The sequence below is a fragment of the Bacillus sp. FSL M7-1020 genome (assembly GCF_038050415.1).
In the GTDB taxonomy this organism is placed as follows: Bacteria; Bacillota; Bacilli; order Bacillales; family Bacillaceae_G; genus Bacillus_A; species Bacillus_A toyonensis.
Map to the genome: position 1 here is coordinate 1 of NZ_JBBOTW010000002.1, position 16,699 is coordinate 16,699.

General features: G+C 35.9%; 11 protein-coding genes and 5 pseudogenes. 13 read left to right on the forward strand and 3 right to left on the reverse strand.

Annotated elements, in window-relative coordinates; all coding sequences use genetic code 11:
- The coding region (locus MHB70_RS26690; protein ID WP_341343700.1) for a CPBP family intramembrane glutamic endopeptidase at nucleotides 1–613 on the reverse strand (613 nt) is incomplete at its 3' end.
- A 360-nt stretch (nucleotides 614–973) separates the two neighbouring features.
- On the opposite strand from MHB70_RS26690, the gene MHB70_RS26695 reads away from it, so the two are divergent.
- The 3 genes from MHB70_RS26695 to MHB70_RS26705 all read left to right on the forward strand — a co-directional run bounded on the left by MHB70_RS26695 (nucleotide 974) and on the right by MHB70_RS26705 (nucleotide 5,008).
- A complete protein-coding gene (locus MHB70_RS26695) occupies nucleotides 974–2,314 on the forward strand; it encodes an erythromycin esterase family protein (RefSeq protein ID WP_061530449.1) in 1,341 nt (446 codons plus the stop codon).
- Between the two features lie 204 nt (nucleotides 2,315–2,518).
- Nucleotides 2,519–3,097, forward strand: a complete 579-nt coding sequence (locus MHB70_RS26700; RefSeq protein WP_061530448.1) for a sensor domain-containing protein — start codon at nucleotides 2,519–2,521, stop codon at nucleotides 3,095–3,097.
- A 114-nt stretch (nucleotides 3,098–3,211) separates the two neighbouring features.
- Nucleotides 3,212–5,008 carry a helix-turn-helix transcriptional regulator gene (locus MHB70_RS26705; RefSeq protein ID WP_061530447.1) on the forward strand — a complete coding sequence of 599 codons (1,797 nt, stop codon included), beginning with the start codon at nucleotides 3,212–3,214 and terminating at the stop codon, nucleotides 5,006–5,008.
- Between the two features lie 588 nt (nucleotides 5,009–5,596).
- Here MHB70_RS26705 and MHB70_RS26710 read toward each other — a convergent pair.
- Nucleotides 5,597–5,728, reverse strand: a pseudogene (locus MHB70_RS26710) (NAD-dependent epimerase/dehydratase family protein); the annotation flags it as partial.
- Between MHB70_RS26710 and MHB70_RS26715 the strand changes: the two are divergent.
- From MHB70_RS26715 to MHB70_RS26735, 5 genes and pseudogenes are all read left to right on the forward strand, one after another.
- Nucleotides 5,722–6,280 (forward strand): annotated as a pseudogene (locus MHB70_RS26715) (LysR family transcriptional regulator substrate-binding protein); the annotation flags it as partial. The pseudogenes MHB70_RS26710 and MHB70_RS26715 sit on opposite strands and share 7 nt — an antisense overlap.
- A 137-nt stretch (nucleotides 6,281–6,417) precedes the next feature.
- Nucleotides 6,418–6,651 (forward strand): annotated as a pseudogene (locus tag MHB70_RS26720) (GNAT family N-acetyltransferase); the annotation flags it as partial.
- 283 nt (nucleotides 6,652–6,934) lie between these two features.
- The gene (locus MHB70_RS26725) at nucleotides 6,935–7,609 is read left to right on the forward strand and encodes a response regulator transcription factor (RefSeq protein WP_061530445.1); all 675 of its coding nucleotides are present in this window, start codon (nucleotides 6,935–6,937) and stop codon (nucleotides 7,607–7,609) included.
- Nucleotides 7,606–8,973, forward strand: a complete 1,368-nt coding sequence (locus MHB70_RS26730; protein WP_061530444.1) for a sensor histidine kinase — start codon at nucleotides 7,606–7,608, stop codon at nucleotides 8,971–8,973. Before MHB70_RS26725 ends, MHB70_RS26730 begins: the two co-directional genes overlap by 4 nt.
- A gap of 186 nt (nucleotides 8,974–9,159) precedes the next feature.
- Nucleotides 9,160–10,014: pseudogene (locus MHB70_RS26735) on the forward strand (alpha/beta fold hydrolase); the annotation flags it as partial.
- 81 nt (nucleotides 10,015–10,095) lie between these two features.
- Here the strand turns inward: MHB70_RS26735 and MHB70_RS26740 are convergent.
- Nucleotides 10,096–10,668, reverse strand: a complete 573-nt coding sequence (locus MHB70_RS26740; protein WP_061530443.1) for a recombinase family protein — start codon at nucleotides 10,666–10,668, stop codon at nucleotides 10,096–10,098.
- A gap of 349 nt (nucleotides 10,669–11,017) precedes the next feature.
- On the opposite strand from MHB70_RS26740, the gene MHB70_RS26745 reads away from it, so the two are divergent.
- The 5 genes and pseudogenes from MHB70_RS26745 (at nucleotide 11,018) to MHB70_RS26760 (ending at nucleotide 16,687) form a co-directional block, all read left to right on the forward strand.
- Complete coding sequence (locus MHB70_RS26745) at nucleotides 11,018–12,079, forward strand: alpha-xenorhabdolysin family binary toxin subunit A (RefSeq protein ID WP_061530442.1); 1,062 nt, start codon at nucleotides 11,018–11,020, stop codon at nucleotides 12,077–12,079.
- 173 nt (nucleotides 12,080–12,252) lie between these two features.
- Complete coding sequence (locus MHB70_RS26750) at nucleotides 12,253–14,574, forward strand: hypothetical protein (RefSeq protein WP_061530441.1); 2,322 nt, start codon at nucleotides 12,253–12,255, stop codon at nucleotides 14,572–14,574.
- Nucleotides 14,575–14,621: 47 nt separating this feature from the next.
- Entirely contained in the window at nucleotides 14,622–15,485 is an 864-nt protein-coding gene (locus MHB70_RS26755; protein ID WP_061530440.1) for a hypothetical protein, read from the forward strand.
- A gap of 16 nt (nucleotides 15,486–15,501) precedes the next feature.
- A pseudogene (locus MHB70_RS31195) lies at nucleotides 15,502–15,738 on the forward strand (hypothetical protein); the annotation flags it as partial.
- Between the two features lie 76 nt (nucleotides 15,739–15,814).
- Complete coding sequence (locus MHB70_RS26760; RefSeq protein WP_061530438.1) at nucleotides 15,815–16,687, forward strand: hypothetical protein; 873 nt, start codon at nucleotides 15,815–15,817, stop codon at nucleotides 16,685–16,687.
- Nucleotides 16,688–16,699 lie beyond the last annotated feature (12 nt).

A 16,699-nucleotide genomic window follows, 5' to 3' on the forward strand; every position in this document is an offset into this window, starting at 1 on the left:
GTCCCTCTACGTATAGACCAGCAATAACAATTGGAACATGCCACGTTGCCCAAATCAATCCACTAATAAGGATGGGGCGTGAAAACTCTGCATCGACTAGCCTTGTAAGCATATAGCCTCGCCAACCCATTTCTTCTCCCAAAACTGGGATTAAGCTAAGCAAACTTCCGAAAATGCCGCTCAATACTACTAGATAAATGAAACTGAATGGGGCCGTTAGATACTGAAGCCCAAGTATATTGTAGATTGGTTCTAGCATACCTCCTTCGGGATTCTGAAACCCCGCAATTCCGCTCAACCAGGCGATAGAATAAGTAATTCCACAAATAATCATAGGGATTAGCAGAGCAAAACCAATCCCCTTCCATATCTTTAAGTTACCGAGACTAAAAGATACATCTTTAAACCCTTCTTTCAGTATTATGCGAGTCAAAATAGAAGAAATTGCTGGGGTAAACATATATACCACAATAAGCGGCATACTTTTCGTAATCATTATTACTACATTTAGGATAATAGAAGTAATGATTAAGATACTCAGAAAGAGTTGCAGTCCTATTTTAGCACGTTGAATTTTATCTTTATTGTGGAACGATTTTGCGTGTAATATCATTGTAATCCGCCCTTCCCCTTTAATTCACTTGTTTATCGAATTTACTTCTTGTCATTTCCACAGACACAACTTAGAATAAAAATATTTTGGCACACAGATTAATTCATCTTTAAAATCCCTCCCAAATTTATAATCTAGTCTTACTTGCGACTCATCAATGTAATTATTATTTATAAGTTGTCATAGCCGATAGTACAAAAGTGTAATGATTAGTCTATGACCTGTGTCAATTAACCTTATGACAATATGTAACTAGAAAATATGATATGGGATAGATAACAATTGAATTAGGGCAATTGATTCGTGCAAGTACATGAATCAATCTTGTTTTTAAAAATAATTCAATTGAGGTGGAAAAAAATGAATAAGAAAAGAATAATTACAATGGTTAGTACAGCTTTATTAGTCACAGGATGTGGAGAAGTAGGAAAAGCTCAAACAGTAGCAGTCGAAAAAGTAGCAGTCGAAAATTCAGGTCAATCAATCCAAAAAAATATAGTTAAATCAATACAATCACAGGCTTACCCATTAAAAACGATAGAGCCGTCAAAATCATTTGAGGATTTAAAACCACTTAAGAAAATGATTGGGAGCACACAATATGTAGGATTAGGAGAGAATACTCATGGAAGCTCTGAAATTTTCACTATGAAGTTTCGCCTTGTGAAATATTTGGTTACAGAGATGGGTTTTACAAATTTCACAATGGAAGAAGATTGGGGAAACGGCTTAAAACTAAATGAATATATCCAAACAGGAAAAGGAAACCCTAGGGAATTTTTAAACTTGTTATATCCTACTGATGAAATTATAGCCATGATTGAGTGGATGAAAGATTATAATGCTGATCCATCCAATAAAAAAAAGATCCAATTTATCGGGCTCGACTTAAAGGAATTGGACCAAGGTTGCTTTAATAAAGTAATTGATTATGTAAGGCTGCATCGACCAGATTTGCTGGCAGAAGTAGAAGAAAATTATAAAGAATTGCCGTCTTTTACGGGAAGTGTACAGGAATATATGAAACTTGCTCCTGAAATGAAAGAGAAGTTCAAAGCAAATGCTGAGAGAGTAGCTCGATTACTAAAAGATGAGAATAAGCAAGCCAACACAGAAATAGCTTCACCCGAGTACATCTGGGCGAAAGCAACGGCAAGTGCAATAGAGAAATTTACCACAATGCTAATTCCTAACGACTATCCAAGTATGTTAAAGCTACATGAGCAATACTTGGCCGATCATGCAATGTGGGCACAAGAGACATTGGGTGGTAAAACGATGGTATGGGGACACAATGTTCATATAGCTAAAGGAATTATCGATGAGAAATTATACCCTTATGTTGCGGGGCAGTATTTGAAGGAACGTTTAGACAATAATTATGTCACAATTGGCAGTACAACTACGGAGGGGAATTTCACCTTATACAACGACACCGCAGATGAGATTATAACGGATCTGATTCCACAAGATGTAAATAGTTTCAATTATACCCTCGGAAAAGTACCATATAAAATGTTTTTATTGGATAACCGTCACCTTAAAGGACCAGCAGAGAAATGGGTTAAAGCAAAAAGGCCATTACTAAGTATTGGGGGGCGACTCGTACCGAACGAATCGGCATACTTTGATAAGTCATTGCTTGAGCAATTTGATATTATTTTTCATATTCGAAAAACAAGTCCATCTCATATTAAATAAAAGTACAAAACAATCCCGTTCTTGCATCTGCAAGAACGGGATTGTTTTGTGGAGGTTAATAAAAGCATCTTTTTTTAACCAGAAGTAGGTTACTCTCCCCTTTTTAGCATCATTTAGAAATGTCATATGACACTTTTACACTAGTGAGAATGACAAAAAAAGCAGTACAATTCGGTTATTACATAGATAGGAGCGATGAACTTTATGAAATCAAGATTCATCCAGAATGGTTATTTTTTATTGCTAACTTTCGTTACAGGATTGTTTTATTTTTGTTTTTATCTAATAGCTCTGCTATTCAGCTTCACCCTTTCATTTACGGTAATTGGGATTCCGCTAGTTATACGCGTACTACAGACTACTACACCTTTTATCCAATTCGAGCGCATACAGACGAAAATTTATACAGATATTTCAACAGACTCTTATGACAGAAGTATAACAATAGATACATCGAACTGGACTCAGGTGAAATTAGTGCTTACCGATCGTCGCAATTGGTCTGCTGTCTATTGGTTAATGCAGAAATTAGTGATTGGCATTTTTAGTCTCATTTGTGCAACCATTTTTTATATAATGCCACTTATGTTGCTGTTGGCACCACTACTGTATCGCCACATCGAAATGAATATTATATTCATACAGATAGATACTTTTGCCAAGTCACTCTTTGTAATGTCTATGGGTATAGTATCTATCGCCATAAGTATTAGAATAGTAGATAGATTGACAAAGAAAATTGGGGGCTATACACGTAGCATGATTCGGCAACTAAATCGATAGAAGTTTGCCTTCTGTGAGAGAATTGCAGTGTGAAATTAAAGAGTATAACAATGTATGAAGGATTAATTCATAATATAGGAAGTAAAAAGGTAGGCTACTTAGGGGGTAAATAACTTGTTAGATATGGTTAAGTATTGGTTTTGGTACGATTGGATTATGTTAGGAGTCCGTATACTTGCTAGTGTCTCTATCGTCGTAATCACATTAGATTTTCAGGATGTTTTAACATTGCCACTTTGGATTATTACTTTTTGGGAGGTTGTTGCCTTCTCTATTCCATGGGTAGCCTTACTGTTCAATTACAAATATTACTTGTTCACAGAAATACCGCTATATGGTGGACTGTGTATGTATTTAATTTCTTTATTTCCGGAAGCTAACAAAGCATTTCTTATATCGGTTTTTCTGATTGCTGCGAATAGTAAGCATTTGTCCTATTATTGGACAGCTCCAACAACAGTTTTTGTAATAACTGGAATTTTCTATGCGGTTGCGCCGAGTAATAGCTATTGGATTATGGTTACCTACTATGGACTTGCTTATGTAATGGGCTTCGCTTTCCATTTATTAATCGTCAATCATAAGCAAAATGAAGCGATTCGTAAACAGAACGCGGTACTTGAGCAGTATATGTCTCAGATTGAACGCATTACACTGGCAGAGGAACGAAACAGACTGTCGAGTGAGCTTCATGATACAGTTGGTCACGCTTATACTTCTATTATTATGGGAATGGAAACGTTGCGCACCGATCTTGCTACTGAAATGGGTATACAGAGGCTAGATTCTTTGCTTGAAATGGGACGTAAAAGCATCGAGGACGTGAGAGGTTACCTACATCAAATGGATTCTCCGTGTCAATCGTCTTCCTTGATTCAATCTCTACAAAATCTTGGAGCCGAATTTCAGGAGCACGCTCAGGTAAATGTAAGTTTTAGGACATTCGGAGAGGAATATCAACTGTCTCAGCAAGCGAAGTTCGCATTCATTCGTTGCTTACAAGAATCTCTTACAAATGCAGTACGTCATGGTCAGGGGACTGAAATTATAGTTTCATTGCAGTTTGAACAACAATATACGAGGTTAGAAGTTCAAGATAATGGAAAAGGAAATGTAGAATGGCAGGAAGGCTTCGGTATGAATGCGATGAAAGAGCGGGCAATGAACTTGCAAGGTCAATTTTCTGTATATACAAAGCCAGAGGAAGGAATGCTTGTTACATGTACCATACCGCGACAAACTGAAATAAAAGATGGACTTATTCGTTTATTAATTGTAGACGATCAGCCATTTGTTCGGGAAAGTTTGAGGACACTACTCGATAGATATGAAGATTTAAATGTAGTCGGTTTGGCTGAGGATGGCAATCAAGCCATCGATTTGTGTGGACGCCTTCAACCTCATGTTGTACTTATGGATTTAGATATGCAGCACATGGATGGAGTCGAAGCAACCAAAAAGATTAAGCAACAATGGCCACATATACGCGTATTGATATTTACAACGTTTCAAGATACCGAACAGGCGTTGGAATCGCTTCGCAACGGTGCGGATGGTTTTTTACTCAAATCTATTGAAACGTTGGAGCTAGCTAATACGATCCGACTAATTCACAAAGGTGGGACACTAATTGATCAGGGAATGTCTCACAAAATATTTGAGAAGTTTGATGAGCAAAAAGAGACACCACAATCAAAAGCAACTGCTTATGAGCTAACAGCTAGGGAGATAGAAATATTGCAGCTAGTAGCAAAAGGACTTCGATATACTACCATAGCATCAAGGTTATATCTATCGAATGGTACGGTCAGAAATTATGCTTCCACAGCTTATACAAAGCTAGGAGTCCGTAACAAAGAGGAAGCTGTTCAAAAGGCTCTAGAAATTGGAATTATTAGACCTCTTCGATAATTAAAGCTTTTATGATAAATTAGTGTAAAAAAAAAAGAGGTTGTTATGAATATCTATGAAAAAAGTCACAAACTATCCGATGGAGAGTTCAAGTGTCTAATGGGGGTGCAAAGAGAAACCTTTGAAGAAATATTATAAAAGAAAGAGGTAATTATATATACAAACCCATTTTGTATGCCGTGTATTTGGGTTAAGAATTGGCTCGATTCTAAAAAATCAATTACGCTGAGAAAGGGGTAGCGCCACATCGCTATCAACCTAAGAAATTAAATGTTCCTCAAAGTGAAAAAATGGACTAAATTCTCATGGACACTTATGAAAAGGCAAAAACTTTCGTTTTGGGGTACTATAAAATTTTGGCTTGATGGGCATGTGACGGTACCCCTTGTTAAACTAAAAAAATCATGGTTTTGGACAAACTTCTCACCTTGGAGAGTTTGTCCTTTTTTAATCTGCCTCCATGCACTTCTATTTAAATTTCTTGTACCTAAACTGTTTATACTATTTGTAGGATTTTCTGTTTTTTTGTCGAATATATCTTTAAAGCAAGGAGGGACAATACATGATTATTAAAGACTATTGCCTTTCTCAAGAATCAAAGAACTTAATACCACTTAGTACAAAAGCATCAAAACTTGAGCTATAACCAACTAACTTTCTTGTTCCTTCAATATCAATTCGTTTAAACCTGTTGTTAGATACACCATATAAAATTGAAAATAGAAGAAAAGTTTCTAAATATTAAAATCTAATTACTGGAAGGAAACTATGCTGAGGTTGAGAATTGGTTACAAAACGGGAGATTAGATTGTGGATTTATTAATAATAATACTTACTTTGAATTATTTGAAAAATTATTTGAACTCGTACAATTGAAGAGGGATCAACTTTTATGTGTTGTATCTAACCAATCCCCATTATGTAAGGAAAGCCAAGTATCAATACAACAAATAGAAAATGTACCTTTTATTATGCCAACATATCAGTGTTATGATGATATTCAAAAAAAAATTTAGGGAGAATAAAGTTAGCCCCAATATTTGATTCGAAAATATGAATGAATACTCAGGGATCTCCATGGTGGAGAATAATCTAGGAATTAGTATATTGCTATAAATGATTATATCGACATCAAGAATTTCTTTTGCAGCCATTCCACTTGAAAGTGATAGCTATTGAACTATTGGATTAGCTATAAGAAAACCAACCTCACTCGCGACTAAGAAATTTTCTGAGATTACTAAAAGATGGGTATCATTTGAATCAATTTAATTTTGCCAAAATCTGAGTTATTTAAACTGATATGGTTCTTCTTGAACGGAGCAGATTAGTTCAAGAAGCAATGAGAAAAAGTTATATATTATGTGTCGATGTAGAACTATAATATACAAAAATCAGGAGGTAATTATATGGTGATATATACAAATTATACGACAGAACACCCTAATAACTTCGACTAATTACTAAACCTATATGAATCTGTATGATGGAATTCACTTAAATTAACAAGTAATGATTTGGAACGAATGTGCAATCAAAGTTGATACACCATTTACGCATTTGATGAAAAATAATTAGTGGCTATGGGACGTGTTATTTCAGATGGTGTAATTACTGGGGTAGTTTGGGGGAAATGCGTTGTTCAATCAGTTATTCACAGCTATAATTGCCTATGCTTTACTGAAATTTCTTCTTGCACAAGGCCAAAAGACAAAACAAACGCTTGTCTTTTTCAGGTTTCACACGCCTGTTTCTTTGTGAAGCCTTGTCAATTGAGTGGCAAATTAGTTTGAAAGAACCACTTGAATTCTATAGGTCGATAAATCAAGAAACTGTATTACTTTGGTTAATCAAGATACGTGTTAATTTATAGTATAATGATTTACTTGAAATAATGCGGTGGAAAACAGGGAAAAGAGGGAACCGATGCCTACTATACTAGTTGCTGACGACGATGCGAACATTCGCGAACTCGTCTGTTTATTTCTACGCAACGACGGATTCGCAACAGCTGAAGCAGCGGACGGCAAGGAAGCACTGGCCGTATACAGCTCAACGAATGTCGATCTTGTCGTACTTGACATTATGATGCCGATTATGGATGGTTGGACGTTAAGCAAGGAGCTTCGAAGAGCCAATCCTGATCTACCTTTACTTATGCTGACTGCGAGAGGAGAAACATGGGAGAAAGTGAAAGGTTTCGAACTTGGGGCGGACGATTATTTAACCAAACCATTCGATCCGTTAGAGTTGACGGTTCGTGTTAGGGCACTACTCAAACGATACAAGATTGGCTCCACGCAGACGATCCATTTCGGGAACGTCATCCTTGATCGACAGACCTATAAGGTGATGAAAGGAACGGAGTCGCTTACGTTGCCGCTAAAGGAATTCGAATTGCTGTATAAGCTCGCTGGAACACCTGGACAAGTCTATACGCGCGCGCAGTTGATCGATCAGATTTGGGGTATTGATTACGCTGGAGATGATCGAACGGTAGACGTACATATTAAACGGCTGCGTGAACGGTTCGCGACAACACCCGATTTTCGGATCGAAACGGTGCGCGGGCTTGGGTATCGGCTTGAGGTTTATGAATGATCAGGTCCTTATATATACGTGTTGTCCTGACATTTTTAGTCTCCATCATCGGGGGCACGATCATTTCTTTTTTTGTGTCAACTTGGATATTCGAAGATAAATTGAACGAAAACGCTCAAATCAACTTACGTAACTTTGGCCAAGACATCGTCCGGATTTACAAGACCCTTCCGTTACATGAAGCCGACTTGTTCGTAAGTGAAATGAAGCAGCTCGATTCTTATTATATTCGAATTTACGAAGCAACAGGTCAGTTCAGGTCTTACGGTAAACTTCACGAACACAAATCTGCGCCTGTGACGATGGAGCAACTAAAGAAAGTACTAGATGGAGGTGTTGTTCGGGACACTCCTAATGGTATTGCCACGGTCCTCTTAGGGTTGCCGTTGAAAACAGAAATGGGAACGAAAGCGATATTTTTGGAAGCGCTCGCCCCTCCTTCAGCCTCTTTTGTCACAAAGTGGGCATTGGCCTTTGCAACATGTTCGTTGATTGCAGGAAGCTTATTGATTCTAGTTGCCTCTGTATTCCTGGTAAGACCGATCAAAAAGCTGACAAAAGCGACCAAGCGGATAGCATCTGGAGATTTCAACGTCAAGTTGAATATTAAGCAAACGAGTGAGCTGGGTACTTTGGCTCGCAGCTTCGAAGAAATGATGCACGATCTGCAGCAACTTGAGCAGATGCGCAGGGAATTTGTAACGAACGTGTCGCACGAGGTTCAGTCTCCGCTCACTTCGATATCCGGTTATGCTCTAGCGCTTAAGCAAGTTGACCTTTCAGAATACGAACGAAGCCGTTATCTTGATATTATCATCGCTGAAGCGAAAAGGATGTCCAAAATGAGCGATAGCCTGCTAAAGCTGAGTTTGCTTGAATCACAGTCAAAGCAACTGCGGCTCGTCACACTCAGCCTCGATGAACAAATCCGACGGATAATCGTGGCGCTCCAGCCACAATGGTCTGCTCGGGATATACATTTCGAGCTTGATTTACAGACAGTTAAAGTAACGGCTGATCATGACCTGTTAAATCAGGTATGGACGAATATCCTCAGAAATAGCATCAAATTTTCCGAGGATGCCGGCGTGATTAACGTAAGCATCAAACAAGATATCAAAAACGTGACAATCCTAATATCCGACACTGGTATTGGTATTCACCTTGACGACCAGAAGCGTATATTCGAGCGTTTTTTTAAGGCCGATCGTTCCCACAGTCGTAAGTATGACGGAAGTGGTATGGGACTCGCTATCGTTAAACAAATCGTGTCGCTTCATCAAGGTGACATCGGAGTGAAAAGTGAACCTGGTCAAGGAACAACCTTCATTGTCACCTTGCCAATCACTACACCAACAGATTAGTTAGATTCATTCTCTATGCTACGACTCATATGCAAGTAAACTTGCATATGAGTCGTAGCATTTTTTTTTGACAGTTCATATTCAGTTCATATTGTCGTTATGGGGAGTACATCTTCATTGGCTAAGGTTTCATTACAGGCACATGAAGGAAGGCAAACAAACAGATCAGGACAGGAGAAGATGACAGTGACACAACAAGAGGAAGAGAAAACGCTGAGTGGAATGAAAATAAAGAAAGTACGAAACATCTTACTTAAAATCATAGGAGCAATCGTTCTAGCCATTGTACTTTTTTTAGGTATTGTTTATATCGCAAATGTGATGAGTAGTCATTCGGAGCAAAAACGAATAGTGCCCTACGGACAGCACGTATCTGTAGACGGGAAAAACATGAATGTGTTAATTCAAGGTGAGGGCGAGGAAACGATCGTGCTCCTGCCTGGTTATGGAACAGCTACTCCAGGGCTTGATTTTAAGCTTCTTATCGATGAATTATCTCCATTTTACAAAGTTGTTGCGGTAGAGCCTTTCGGTTATGGATTAAGTGATGAAACTGTAAAAGAGCGAACCACGGAGAATATGGTAAGTGAAGTTCATGAAGCTCTACAGCAGCTTAATATTAACAGATACATGCTCATGGGCCACTCCATTACAGGCATTTATGGAATTGATTATGTGAATAAATATCCAAACGAGGTGACTACATTTGTCGGAATCGATAGCAGTGTTGCAACACAACCGGGTATGGATATCAATTTCCCATTAAAAACGTTTGCATATCTCAAAAAATCAGGTCTCTTAAGATTGACTATGAAAATCAGTGCTGACCCCTATGCTGGACTAGCATTTGATGAAAAAACCGTAGAGCAAATGAAAATGATTTCGAATAAAAACATGTATAATGACACAACCTTGAATGAGATGGACCATATTTCGTCTAATTTTAAAGGGGCTCAAGGTTTAACCTTCCCTAAATATCTTCCACTTCTTCTCTTTGTACAAGCAAATAATGAAGGTGTAGCAGGATGGATACCTCTTCATGGCCTAGTGACAGGGTTGCTGCTCTAGTCCGCAATAACATATCCAAAATAAAGGAATTAGCAAAAGGTATAATGTATTCGTTTATTTTGAATCGTGTATCTTCCTATATAAAGAGGACCTGGATACACTCGTGATTTCGCAAATCTGTTTTACTGTCATATTTCCTTCTTCATAAAGCTTCATTGCATAATTCATTCCTGCATGTTTCTCATGGTACTTTTGAACTCGGCCTTGATATTTCCCTTCTTTTTTAGCAAGATTAATTCCCTCACGTTGGCGCATTCGGATTAAATCCCGTTCTAATTGATTTACTCCTCCCATTACTGTCATTAAGAACTGACTATATGGGTTTTCCTCAGATAAGTCTAACCAAGTATCTTTTAATGATTTTAAGTTTGCTTGTTTATTTTTTATGTAATCAACTAATTCAAATAAATCTCTTGTACTTCGAGTAATTCGAGTTAAATCTGTTACATAAATAATGTCTCCTTCTTTAAGGTCACCCAGCATATTTTGAAGTTCAGGTCTATCTTGCGTAGCACCTGATACTTTTTCTTGATATATGATATCTACTCCGATTTCTTCCATTTGCTGTAACTGCCTCTTCGGATTTTGATCTACAGAACTTACTCGTACATAACCTATTTTTCTCATATTTCACACTCCTATTTTGAAACAAGTCATATGGGACACTCTGAGATACCATTATACCAGACTTATAGAAATATCCCAATAGAGTAGACTCTATTGGGATGAAGATATGTTGAATAGAATTACACCTCGCAATTAATTTAATATTTTGAATTTTCTTGAAAAAAATCATACCTTTCATATCATGGATATATTTCTCTTTAGATTCGTATATAATTTTCATTATAAAATATTTACATTGGAGGTAATTATATGAATTCATATATTTCTTTTGCATTTTATTAAAATATGAAATTGTACTTAAAAAATTTAATAAATATAATACTTTATAAATTAGAGAGGGAGTATTGTAATGGTAAAACGAGATATTTCTCCAAGAAATCTTGGAGGTAAAGAAGATTCCCCGTTTTTACTTTCTAAAGAGGAATGGATTACGATTCAAAAATATACAGGTGATGGAGCCTATGTACCTGTGAATGAAGCTGAAATGCGTAAAGCTTTAGCACTTTCAGCTTCAGACGAGATTCCAGATTTTAATGAATTATATTCTGTTTATACAAATGTTAAAAATCATTGTCAAAACTGGACAGATAACACATATAGAGAAGTTCTTGGAGTTGCTAATGAAATTGTAAATTATGCAAGAAGAGCAAAAGTTTACTACAAGCCATTACTCGATTATTTACCAGCTATTATAGATGGTGATACTGAAGCTTTAGAAATGTTTAAGAAAATTTGTGAGAGGCTAGCAAAGGAAGCAGCTGAATTTCGTGATCATGCCGGTGCATTGGCAACCATGATTGGAACATTTGCAACTGATACGGCAAATGATTATCAGAGTTTAACAGTAGTTAAGGATAAATATGATAAAAAGTATGGAGAACATAGTGAAGAAGTAAAACAGCTTAGAGCTTCGGTAGAGCGATTAAGAGAAGATCTAGAGAAATATATGGATGAGTATGAGGATTATCAATCTCAATCATGGTTATCGTTGTTACTTGGACCTATTTTTGGATTCGCATTAAAGGGAATTCTCGACAGTACAAAAGGCAAAGCATTAAAAGCGAGAATTGATGCTACAAAACAACAAATCGAAGAATCCGGTAAAATAATCCAAAGGAATGTTTATCTGATGTCTTTACTTGATAAAACTGATACAGGAACGGATAAAATCCAAGAGCAAATGGCTGCTGCGTTACCTATAATACAGAAAATTCATGGCATTTGGAATTCTCTTCATAGTGATCTTGATGAACTATCTAAAATTGTTATGGAAGATATTCGTGATGATCCAGAATTTGCTGATCTTGGAGTTGAATTGGCTATTATGCAGTGGGAAGCTGTTGGGAAACAAGCGGATGACTTCCGAGTTAATGCAGATGTTGGATTTGTTGTTGAACAATACACAGCTTAAGTATGAAATAGTAATGTCACCTATAATACAAATCGCTCTTATATAGGAATAAATGATAAAAATACAGTTCGGGATATAAATCTAGAGACAAAAGAAGAATAAAAAGGATAAATTTTCATTTATTCCCTACATTCTTTCTTTTGTCTCTCATTTTTTAAATGGAGGAATTCATAATGGTTAGTAGTATTGATTATAAAGTTTTGTATGAGGAATTGTTAACAAATCAACAAATTCCCGGAACATCTTACTTAAATGCAACAAGAACAAAATATGAGATTCGTGATTTATTCGTTGATTTAGGAGAAGTATTTAAGTCTATTGAAGATAGTAAATTAACACCAAGTATGATTTCAATTTTTGCGGATGTAGTCCGAATTCCTAACAAATTCAGGTGTACTTTAAAAGATATGCAATTAGTTATTCGAGCAAGAAGAGTGGAAATAAAATCAGAAGGGACCGCAGAGATTTTACTAGACTATAAGAATGGAGGCAAGTTAGCTCAGTTGACGATATATGGTATTGAACTTTCTGGAGTGTTACATGCAACTCCAATTTATAATCAAAGTTCTCCACCTCCTTATTCTATAGAGCTCAAAAATAAAGGCGTAAGATTGTCCGATAAGGATGGAATATTTACTGCAGAAGAAATTACACACGTAGTCCCAACACCACAACTTCCAAAGCTTTTTATTTCAGTTTTCCAAGTAGCATGTCTATTTTTTGAATCAAGGCCTGATATTGCAGCCAATCAGTTAAATTGGTTAAAGATATTTACTACCCAATATGACGGACTAACTTCATTGTGTGTACAAAGCACTTCATTGTTGGCTATTTTAACTGCTAATCGTGGTGATAATACGTTTGTGCCCCTTTTAGATAAAGAACTCTACAGAGATGAAATTAATGCTTTTTTGGGAGCTGCACAGCAATTTGAGGCACAATATCATCGTTACTTAGATAAAAATTTGTCAATTGAAGATCGCAAAAATGCAGCCTTGCTCATGCTAAAACATGAACAAGATACCTTATTATTTAAAGAAACATTAATTAATCAAGCAAAAAACAATTTAAAAAATTCTCGAGATGCCATTGAGACATCTTTACGCCAATTTGAGAAACAGCAACATGTCTTAACATTAGCTAAAATTGAGTTCGAGTATGGACTTAAGAAATATGAATATGAACAACAGATGAGATTAGCTTTTAAAATGGTAAGTACTGTACTAAATTTCGCACAATCTATGGGTTCCATAATTGCTTCAGGAGGAGCTTCTGCCCCTGGAGAAATAATAGGGATAATTAATGCTTTAAAGGAAATTATAGAAGCTGGTGGTGAGCTATCAGCATTAGCTCAAGCATTAAAAGAAAATATGGAGAAACTAAATGACCTCGTTGAATTAATTAACAAGGTATATACATTAGCAGAAGATATATCAGAGGCATCAGGAGATATGCAATTCCCAGATAATTTATTTGAAAAAATTAAAGATACGGAATGGGATATTCCTCAAGAAGATTTAACTGGTAAAGCAACTTGGGACATATTTAAGTTAAAGACAGCTGCAGCTTTAGACGATGCAATTAAGAAAGAAATTGAAGGTGCTAGGGCATATCTACTAGAGTTAGACATTTTAGCTGTTTATGGACAAACACTTGCTTCAATTCAAGTAGCTGTCATTAGTTGTGGTCAAGAACTATTCCGTCTGTTAATTGAAAAACATATCCATCAAGCTGACCTTGCAAGATTAGAAGAGTATATTAGAAATCTAGAGGGACAAGAATCTGAAAATGAAGAAATGGAACAAAAGTTGTATCAACGCTATATAGACATGAAGCAAATTCTATTTGTGGCATTAGCAAATTACAAACATGCTTATAAATATTGGGCTCTCCGAGACTCAGATGTAAATCCAAATATCTTAAAAGATGTATCCGAACTAAAAGTGGATGTGGCAACAATACAAACTGACTGTATGCAGGCTTTAAAACAATTTAATCCACCTCCTCAACGCTTTCAAAATAGAATAGTAGAAATTACAGATTCAAAAGTTCTAGAGTCATTGAAGGAACAAAGAGAAGCTTCGTGGGAAATCAATTTAAACGATACTCTTTTTGAAAATGAGTATCGTGTGCGCCTCAAATTAATGCGAATTTGGTTAGATGGAATTGACGCTACTTCTAAAGTACAAATACGGATTACGAATTCAGGCCATTATTATGATAATTATATGGAGAAAAAGTTTCAATTTAATTCGGAATCCTTTAATCGAGGATTTAGTTATCAAGGAACTACCATTATTACTGATGGAATCATTGCGGACGAATTTGCTTACGATTACTTTATTCCAAACCCTTACACAACTTGGACAATTAAAGTTCAGGATGGGCCAGACCTTTCTAACGTGACAAAAATCAGAATGGAATTAGCAGGTTCTCTTGTTACTAATTACAAGAAAAATAATCTAGTTTTAAATGATTTAATAGAATCTGTCTAAAAAGCAATGAGTAAATACAACTAACCATTATCTAGAGGGGTATTCATATGAACCATTTAGCCTTTTCTCCACGAGAATTAGGAGGGAAAGATTCTCCTTTTCTCCTTACGATAGAAGAATGGCGTTCATTCGCTAATTATTTGAACAAATGGATCTCAGCACCGACTAGTATCGATCAAGTGAAAGAAAGAATATATCTCATACTCGACGGAAAAGTCAAAAGTAATTGGGATAGACTCATCACAACTTCTACTTTTCGTAGATTAGTTGAAGAAGCAATTGCAACTAAGTTAAACGTTATAGAAAAATGTAGATTCTGGGAAAATGGAGGGCATAAAGATATACTTATCATTGCTCAAAATATTGTTGCCTTTGCGGATTTAATTTCTATTAAATATCATAATGATCTTAATCAAGTAATATCGGAAGCACAAACTGGTAAATTATCTCCCAATACAAAATCTAAATTCATAAATATATGTAAAGATCTATCTAGTCACGCACAAACATATTATCAACAGTCTCAATCTATGGAAACATCCCTTTCCGAATTTTATTCAGAGATTCAAAAATACGAAGAAACAGTACAAACTTGGTCATATCTGATGTCACAGTTACCACTGCAAAACTCAAATGATTTTGTTGTCGCACAAAACACGGTTGTTTATTTAGTAGCTCCAGTCATGAGTTTGGTTCAGTATAAAGAGTCCGTGTGCACTGTTATTCGAAAAGTCCATAGAATATGGAGCGCTATATCTTATGATTTAAAAGAACTAGCAGATAATATTGAGGATATCGAAAATTTGGAGGAGTTCATTGCTGCTTTAGAGCTAGAATTGGCCTTTGAAGATTGGAAAACAATTCGGGATGAAGCGGAAAATTTTTATAAAAATGCAGAGAACTTTTCTTGAAGAAAAACATTTATAAATGGAGAAAAAGTTTCAATTTAATTCGGAATCCTTTAATCGAGGATTTAGTTATCAAGGAACTACAATAATTACTGATGGAATCATTGCGGACGAATTTGCTTGCGATTACTTTATTCCAAACCCTTACACAACCTGGACAATTAAAGTTCATGAGGGAACAGACCTTTCTCATGTGTCAAAAATTAGAATGGAATTAGCAGATCCCCTTGTTACTAATTATAGAAAAAATCTATAAATGTAATTAAACGTGTACAGATAAATTTTTAAAATAAAATGATTCATTAATCAAAAAGGAATAGTGAGGGATTTATATGAATTATGCTGCAGCATTTTCAACACATGAATTGGGAGGAAAAAATTCGCCATTTCTCCTCTCAGTAGAAGAATGGAGAGATTTTTCTAATTATATGAAAAAATGCATCTCACTACCAACAACTCAAAGTATTCTACAGGAGAGAATATCTAAAATAAATAACGGCCAATTAACACAAAGTTGGTTTAACCTCATAGAAAGAAGCACTTCATATTCTACATTGGTATTAACAGGTACAGAGATGACTACTAGGGTAAAAGAAGCCTCTGAATTTTGGGACAATGGAGGACGTGCATCAATAATTGCTCTCGCTCAAAACATTGTAGCTTATGCAGATCTGATTTGTATTAAACACCGTGATGATCTTAATCAAGTACTATTGGAAGCGCATAATGGAAATATGTCTCCAAGTACTAAAACTAAATTTATAAATATATGTAATGATTTATCTGAACATGCCCTAAAATATCATCTGCAGTCTCAAACGATGCTGACATATCTATCTGATTTTTATACAGTCATTGGAGAGTGTAAAGATACGCATCAAAGTTGCCTAAATCTAATTTCACAGATAGCGATAAGAGATCATCTTGAATATGCGGTTGTACATAATACGGTAACGTTTTTATTAGGTGCAATTAGTAGCGTGATCCCTTCTGAAACAAAAATTTTACCTGTAATTAGAAAAATCCATTTAATATGGAGTGCTATCTCTTATGATTTAAAAGAATTAGGGGAGAACATGAGTGAGGATTTGGTTAGTCTTCCTGATATTATTGCTGCTCTAGAGCTTGAATTAGCATTTGAAAATTGGAGTGCAATTCGTGAGGAAGCTGAAGATTTTTACAAAAATGCAGAGAACTTTTCTTGAAGAAAAGCATTT

Excerpts from the sequence above, each read along its gene's own strand:
- MHB70_RS26695 (WP_061530449.1), top strand. The coding sequence starts at position 974 with ATGAATAAGAAAAGAATAATTACAATGGTTAGTACAGCTTTATTAGTC.
- MHB70_RS26700 (WP_061530448.1), top strand. The coding sequence starts at position 2,519 with ATGAAATCAAGATTCATCCAGAATGGTTATTTTTTATTGCTAACTTTC.
- MHB70_RS26725 (WP_061530445.1), top strand. The coding sequence starts at position 6,935 with ATGCCTACTATACTAGTTGCTGACGACGATGCGAACATTCGCGAACTC.
- MHB70_RS26730 (WP_061530444.1), top strand. The coding sequence starts at position 7,606 with ATGATCAGGTCCTTATATATACGTGTTGTCCTGACATTTTTAGTCTCC.
- MHB70_RS26740 (WP_061530443.1), bottom strand. The coding sequence starts at position 10,668 with ATGAGAAAAATAGGTTATGTACGAGTAAGTTCTGTAGATCAAAATCCG.
- MHB70_RS26745 (WP_061530442.1), top strand. The coding sequence starts at position 11,018 with ATGGTAAAACGAGATATTTCTCCAAGAAATCTTGGAGGTAAAGAAGAT.
- MHB70_RS26750 (WP_061530441.1), top strand. The coding sequence starts at position 12,253 with ATGGTTAGTAGTATTGATTATAAAGTTTTGTATGAGGAATTGTTAACA.
- MHB70_RS26755 (WP_061530440.1), top strand. The coding sequence starts at position 14,622 with ATGAACCATTTAGCCTTTTCTCCACGAGAATTAGGAGGGAAAGATTCT.
- MHB70_RS26760 (WP_061530438.1), top strand. The coding sequence starts at position 15,815 with ATGAATTATGCTGCAGCATTTTCAACACATGAATTGGGAGGAAAAAAT.